Origin of the sequence: Silicimonas algicola, from assembly GCF_003148765.1 — a bacterium.
Taxonomy (GTDB): domain Bacteria; phylum Pseudomonadota; class Alphaproteobacteria; order Rhodobacterales; family Rhodobacteraceae; genus Silicimonas; species Silicimonas algicola.
In genome coordinates, this window is sequence record NZ_QGGV01000020.1 from 1 (window position 1) to 6,498 (window position 6,498).

Here is a 6,498-nt window from a genome sequence, read left to right on the forward strand (position 1 = left end):
GCTGCAACAGACCTGCCTCGCCGTTCCCGAACACTTCGGCATAGGTGCATATAGTCTCGCGACAGAGGCACGGCAGTCTGCTCTTTCGAGAGCTGCAATTGGAAGACAGCCTGGCGCCCATGCCGAAAGGCCATTTCATTGGCGGCGAGGTAGAACTGCCACATCGGGAAGAACCGCTCCTTCTTTCGCCGATCTTCAACTGAGCCGTTCCGCTATCTTCACCCAAGGAGGAACGATCGCCTTTTCGTCGTTCCAAGACATTTCCTTTCCGCCCAAGTTTAAGGCAGAGAGCCGGAGTCGTTCATCGCCCAGCTGGAGTGTTCGGTTGCGAACCTGGTATCATCATCTCTACCCGGCGCTCCCGGCGTTCCACGTCCGAGAGCAGTTGAGAGCGGGCATCGGCGCGATGCTCGGGATCAGCCTTTGCGCCCTGTTGGTGAGCGTTGGAGTGGCACTCGGCGCGTTATCTCTGCATCTCCTAGCGCCGCTCGGAGCGACGGCTGTGCTGGTCTTCTGCGTCCCGAACTCGCCCCTTGCACAACCGTGGTCGGCGATCGTCGGCAACATGACTGCGGCGCTCGTCGCACTGCTGGCGGTCCAAATAGTTCCCGGTCCCTGGTCGACTGGCGTCGCGGTCGGCGCCGCTATCATCGCCGTGATGTTTGTGCGGGCCCTACATCCGCCCGGAGGCGCCGTGGCGCTCCTGACTGCCCTCGATCCGGCGCCGACCCTGCAAGCGGGCCTGCTCTTCGCCCTGTTACCGGTGGGGTCGGCCACGGCCCTGCTGGTTCTCGCTGCCGTGCTCTACAACCGGGCGACGGGTCGGGTTTATCCCTTCCGCCAGCCGGATACGGGCGACGCAGGAGAACTTGGCCTGAGGCTGGGATTGTCGAACGAGCAACTCGGCGCGCTACTCGATCGATTCAACCAGACCACTAACCTTGGCGTAGCGGACTTGGGCAGGTTGCTGGCTGCGGCCGAAGCAGAGGCGGCACAGCATCGCTTCGACGGCACGACCTGCGCCGATATCATGACGACCGACCTGATCACCGTGCGGCCCCACACGACGCTCCCGGAGGCCGCCCGGATCTTTCGCAGCCACGCCATCAAGAGTCTGCCGGTAGTTGACGGCGACATGACGCTTCGCGGTCTCGTCCTTCAGGCTGATCTCCTAGAAGTGGTCGCGGCCCAGGACCGTCCCCTGACCTGGAGAGCCCGGACGACGTCCAGAGCGGTGTCCAGCGTCATGCGTCCGGCCGACCGCGCGGTCCGCCATGACCTGCCGGTGGGCGCTCTGCTCAACCGGCTCGCGGCGCAAGGAAGCGAGGTTATTCCGGTGCAGCAGGATGACCGGCTTGTCGGCATTCTGACACGCTCGGACATTATTCGGCTCTTGTTGCGCGGAGCAGATGAGCGCGCGGCTGCCTAGCGAACCCTCTTCAATTCCCGCTCACAAGTTTTAGAACGTCCTCACTGCACCGCATGCGGCACAAAAATTTGCAACCGGATAAGGGACAGGAATCACACGTCGCCCGGCATCGTTGGCAAGGCCGGGTTGAGCCGCGGGTGAGTTTCCTCACCGAGCCAGAAGAGCAGACCGCCCGAGACGAACATCGAGATCGCGACGAACCAGAAGGCGGCCTCGGCTCCACCTGTCAGGCTCGCGGAGAGGCCTAGGCCGAGCGCACCGATGGCATAGCCGAGATCGCGCCAGAAGCGGTAGATGCCGATGGCCGATCCGCGCCATGCAGGTGGAGTGATGTCGGCCACCGCCGCTGAGAGGTTCGGATAAAGGAGTGCCATGCCGAAACCCGCGACGCCTGCCGAGACCGACCACCACGGCGCGCCCGTCCCCAGCACCACCATTGCCACGCCCACGCCGCATATCCACATGCCCAGCACGTTGGGCCAGAACCGCCCGACGTGGTCCGAGAGCCGCCCGGTGAAGAGCTGCGAGCCGCCCCAGACAAGACCGTAGGTCCCCACGATCCAGCCGACGTCGGTGAGGCTGGCGCCTTGGGCTACGAGGAAGACCGGGAACAGCGCCCAGACGAGCGCATCTACAAATTTTTCCACCAGACCCGCCTGGCAGATGGCGAAGAGGCGGCGGTCGCGCCAGGTCATCACCGCGAAGACCTCGCCCGTGCCAGGATGATCGGAGACGCCCTCGGGATAGCGTGGCAAGAATTTCGGCGGTGCGGCTCTGTGCGCAGCGGTTTCTGCCTTGGCCCAGGGGAGCGTATCCCTCACCCAGACAACGGTGAGAAGCAGCGCGAGCAAGACGACGGCCATGCCGAAGATCAAGAGCCCGACGCGCGGTCCAAGCCAGGCTGCCGCATAGGCGGTCAAGATGCCCGCGACCGCGACGCCGACATAACCGGAGAACTCGTTCAGCCCCATCGTCAACCCGCGTTCATCGGCGCGTGTGATGTCGAGCTTCGCGGTCTGCGTCATCGACCAGCAGAGACCCTGGTTAATCCCGAGGAGCACGGTCGCGGCGACGATCCAGTTCCAGTCTGGCGCATACCAGATCATCAGCGGAATGGGCAGCGCCACGACCCAACCCCAGAAAAGGACGCGTTTGCGCCCGATGCGCTCTGACCAGCGCCCGGCGACAAAATTCATCACCGCCTTCATCGCGCCGAAGGCCACCACGAAGGAAGCGAGCAGCAGGAACGAGCCGCGCTCTAGCCCGAACTCGCTTTCGGCCAATGCCGGGACCACCGTGCGGGTCATGCCGATGGCAAAGCCCACGAGCATCACCTGGATCAGCTGGTGCGTGACTTGGCCCGCGTTTTCTCGGAGGCCATGCTGAAGATCGGTTGCGGTCATTCCGCAGGCTCCTTGGAGGTAAGCCGTGGATCAAAGCGGGCCGCAGCTGGCCGGGAAGCGGTCGGGGTTTCGGAACCCTAGGTCAACTCATGCGGATCAAATACCCGAGGACGTCCGACCCATCCACAAGTCCCACAATCCGTGTTCCGTCGCTCACCGGGAACATGGTGAGGGTGGCTTCGAAACATCCGGGCGACTGTTACAGGCTCGCCCTTTCACGTCCACGACAGCAACATCGCGCGTCATGTGGTGCACCCAACCTTTCCACTCCTCTTAGTAAATTCCATGGAGCGCGGCGCGAAAGCAGTCCCTTGGGCGATGGGTTCCCACGAGGCGGCCGCCGAGACAAGCCTGACGTGGCAAGGGCCATGTCGTCTGGCAGGTGCATCATCGCCACTGCGAACAGGAGCGTTAGGTGATGTTCCACAGCGACCTGCTAGTCACCCTAAGGAGGCGGGCTAATGTCGCGCGAGCGCCGCCGTTAAAACGTTCCCAAGGACCGAGCCCTGTCGCTGGTGCGCAGAGACGGCGCTCCCGAGAAACATGGTTGCGGTCGGCACAAAGCACCCAGGCGGCACCGCGACAGGAGTCACGTTCGGTGATCGCGAATCGGCGACGCAGGGAGGTGGCTGATATGCCGGGGCGACTTCCTGACGAGGTAAAGAGGGGTGAAGACAGATCTTTGCCGCCACTCCGCCATGGTTGAGACGTCCCTCAGCGACTACGGTGAAGATCAATGCCCCGCCTCGATACGAGCGAAGAATGGATCGACTAGAATGCGACAGGATGTTTCTCGCCGTCGTGGAAGCCGGCAGCTTTACGCAGGCTGCGAAACGCTTGGGCACCACGTCAGGACAGGCGTCGAAGCTGCTGTCGAGGCTCGAAGGTGATCTGGGTGTGCGTCTGCTCAACCGGACCACGCGGTCCGTCGCTCCGACGGAGGCGGGGCGGGCCTACCACGATAGGCTGAAACCGCTCATCGATGAGCTGGACGCCCTGGATCTCGACATCCGCAACATCTCTCAGTCGCCGCGCGGGCGGCTGCGTCTGACGGCGCCACTCACCTTCGGCACGCGCGAACTTGCACCTTCCCTCAGTGCATTTGCCGCTCTCTATCCTGAGATCGAACTCGACATCAGCTTCTCGGATCGGTTGGTCAACGTGGTCGATGAAGGTTTCGACATGGCAATTCGCGTCGGTCGACCCCACGACTCCAGCCTGATCATCCGCAAACTCTGCGCCGTCCGCATCGTGGTGGTGGCTACACCGGGATACCTCGTGATCCACGGGTCGCCGGAGGCGCCGTCGGACCTGGTCCATCACGCCTGCATCATCGACACCAACTTTCGCGACCCTAACCGGTGGCCGTTCAGAGCCAGGGACGGCGATGTTCAGATGGTGGGCGTCGCAGGACGAATCCGCTATTCGAATGCCGAAGCCTGCGTTGAGGCGGCCATCTCGGGACTGGGACTTGCCTGCGTGCCCGCTTTCGTGGCGGGAGACGCGCTTAGGGCGAAAAAACTCGTGAGGCTCCTGCCAGAATTCGAGATTGATCCCTACGATGTGCATGTCCTCTACCCGCACAACCGGCATCTTGCAGCCAAGGTCCGCCTGCTCGTGGACTTCCTCGCCGAGCGATACAAGCAGACCCCTCATTGGGAGGAGGGCTGGTAGTCATTCTCTCCTGGGAGGAAGCAGTCATCTTCTGGCGCGGCGCGTTATAGTATCCCGACGTGAGGATATGTTCTCCACATGACGATGAACCGACGCTCAGACGAGCGCTGGAAGTCAGAAGGAGAACGACCATGAACATCTCGATCATTGGCGCCGGCAACATGGCGACGGGGCTCGCCGCGCGGTTCGCAGACGCCGGCCACAGCATAACCATTGCCAGCCGAGACGGCGCAAAAGCGGATGCCGCCGCTAAGGAGGTCGCACACGGCGTGTCGTCCGCTTCGATCGCCACTGCCGCGCAGGCTGACATTGTCGTCCTGGCGGTCCCCTATGATGCCACTGCTGACGTCATCGAGGCGGGCGGCGGCTTCGCCGGCAAGATTTTGGTCGATATCACGAACCCGATGACCGCAGACTTCTCCGGCCTGAGCATCGGGCATACGACAAGTGCCGCGGAGGAAATCCAGAAGCGGGCGCCGCAGGCGAAGGTCGTGAAAGCGTTCAACACACTCTTCGCACAGGTCCTTAAGAACGGCGGAAAGGTCACCGGACATCCCACGACGGTCTTCGTGGCCGGAGAGGACGAGGCTGCTCGCACCGCTGTCGTCGACCTGGCGCGGAGCGCTGGGTTCGAGACGCTGGAGACAGGTGGCCTGGCTACCGCCCGTTACCTGGAGCCCGTCGCCGCGCTGAACATCACGCTCGGCTACGGCCTCGGTCACGGCACCGATATCGCACCGACCTGGCAGCGCGCTGCCTGAAGCGCTGTCACCTGGTGCAGACAACCGGGGTAGACCCTCTGAGCAGGCTCCGGCGAAAGCCGGGTCCTCCGCTTTACAAGTCTTTCTTCGGAGCGCCCGCGTGGCTAACATTGCGGGCGTGGCTGCCTGCGTTCGTTCCGCCAGCTACGGTTTCGCTTGGACGAGGGACGACCATGACTGCTACCTGGCCGGACATTCCCTACGAGCCGTGGCACGAGACCTGCGCGGCGCTGCACCTCTACTCACAGGTCGTGGGCAAATACCGACTGGCCCGAACCCCTTGGGTGAACCACTCGTGGCACGCGACGCTTTACGTCAACGCGCGCGGGCTCACGACCTCGCTCGTGCCTGATGGTGCGCGCGGCGTGGAACTCGTCTTGGACCTTCTCAACCATGCCGTAATCGGCTCCTGCACGGACGGGAGGACCGCGCGCTTCGATCTCGGACCGATGTCCGTTGCCGCCTTCCACAGGCGTTTCCTCGACCTCCTGCGCGAGCTCGGCGCCACGACCGAGTTCCACGGGGTTCCGAACGAGGTTCCCAATCCGATTCCATTCGCGGAGGACACTGTCGATCGACCCTACGACGCAGAGGCGGTGACGCGTTTCTTCCGTGCCTGCGTCTGCATCGACCGCGTGCTGACCCGTTTTCGCACTTCCTTTCTCGGCAAAGTCAGTCCCGTCCATCTGTTCTGGGGAAGCTTCGATCTTGCCGTGACGCGCTTTTCCGGACGAGAGGCTCCGTTGCATCCAGGTGGAGTGCCGGGATTGCCAGATGATGTCACCCGCGAAGCCTATAGCCATGAGGTGTCCTCGGCCGGGTTTTGGCCCGGAGGAGGCGGGCTCGATTTTCCCGCCTTCTACTCCTACGCCTATCCGGCGCCACCGGGCTTCGCCGATGCCGCCGTAGCGCCCGACGCGGCGTATTTCGACGCGAGGCTCGGTGAGTTCGTGCTGGCCTACGAGTCGGTGCGTCGCACCTCCGATCCCGATGCGAGCCTCATGGCCTTCTTGGAGAGCACGTATCGAGCCGCCGCAGATCTTGGCGGCTGGGACCGTGGGCGTCTCGACTGCACCACTGGCAATCCTCGCCGACCGCGTCCTATCCGAGCCACGCCTGTCTAACGTTTCTTGAGAAGGACGCAGATAATGACTGACCCTAAACGGGAATAGCTGCACATCGAACGAGAGGAGGGCGAGAGCAAGGGACGGTATGTCGTCCGAATTGACGG

The 6,498-nt window shown here is 63.2% G+C and carries 5 protein-coding genes; 4 read left to right on the forward strand and 1 reads right to left on the reverse strand.

Annotated features, from left to right (window positions below; translation table 11 throughout):
• Nucleotides 1-325 precede the first annotated feature (325 nt).
• Nucleotides 326-1,429 carry an HPP family protein gene (locus tag C8D95_RS21525; RefSeq protein WP_109761258.1) on the forward strand — a complete coding sequence of 368 codons (1,104 nt, stop codon included), beginning with the start codon at nt 326-328 and terminating at the stop codon, nt 1,427-1,429.
• Between the two features lie 92 nt (nt 1,430-1,521).
• Here the strand turns inward: C8D95_RS21525 and C8D95_RS21530 are convergent, their stop codons facing one another.
• The gene (locus C8D95_RS21530; RefSeq protein WP_109761259.1) at nt 1,522-2,832 is read right to left on the reverse strand and encodes an MFS transporter; all 1,311 of its coding nucleotides are present in this window, start codon (nt 2,830-2,832) and stop codon (nt 1,522-1,524) included.
• A gap of 786 nt (nt 2,833-3,618) precedes the next feature.
• Between C8D95_RS21530 and C8D95_RS21535 the strand changes: the two genes are divergently transcribed.
• The 3 genes from C8D95_RS21535 to C8D95_RS21545 all read left to right on the forward strand — a co-directional run bounded on the left by C8D95_RS21535 (nt 3,619) and on the right by C8D95_RS21545 (nt 6,391).
• Nucleotides 3,619-4,506, forward strand: coding sequence for a LysR family transcriptional regulator (locus tag C8D95_RS21535; RefSeq protein ID WP_249033342.1), 888 nt, complete (start codon nt 3,619-3,621; stop codon nt 4,504-4,506).
• A 131-nt stretch (nt 4,507-4,637) separates the two neighbouring features.
• Complete coding sequence (locus tag C8D95_RS21540) at nt 4,638-5,267, forward strand: NADPH-dependent F420 reductase (protein WP_109761261.1); 630 nt, start codon at nt 4,638-4,640, stop codon at nt 5,265-5,267.
• Between the two features lie 173 nt (nt 5,268-5,440).
• A complete protein-coding gene (locus C8D95_RS21545) occupies nt 5,441-6,391 on the forward strand; it encodes a DUF5996 family protein (protein WP_109761262.1) in 951 nt (316 codons plus the stop codon).
• Nucleotides 6,392-6,498 lie beyond the last annotated feature (107 nt).

Excerpts from the sequence above, each read along its gene's own strand:
- C8D95_RS21530 (WP_109761259.1), bottom strand. The coding sequence starts at position 2,832 with ATGACCGCAACCGATCTTCAGCATGGCCTCCGAGAAAACGCGGGCCAA.
- C8D95_RS21535 (WP_249033342.1), top strand. The coding sequence starts at position 3,619 with ATGTTTCTCGCCGTCGTGGAAGCCGGCAGCTTTACGCAGGCTGCGAAA.
- C8D95_RS21545 (WP_109761262.1), top strand. The coding sequence starts at position 5,441 with ATGACTGCTACCTGGCCGGACATTCCCTACGAGCCGTGGCACGAGACC.
- C8D95_RS21540 (WP_109761261.1), top strand. The coding sequence starts at position 4,638 with ATGAACATCTCGATCATTGGCGCCGGCAACATGGCGACGGGGCTCGCC.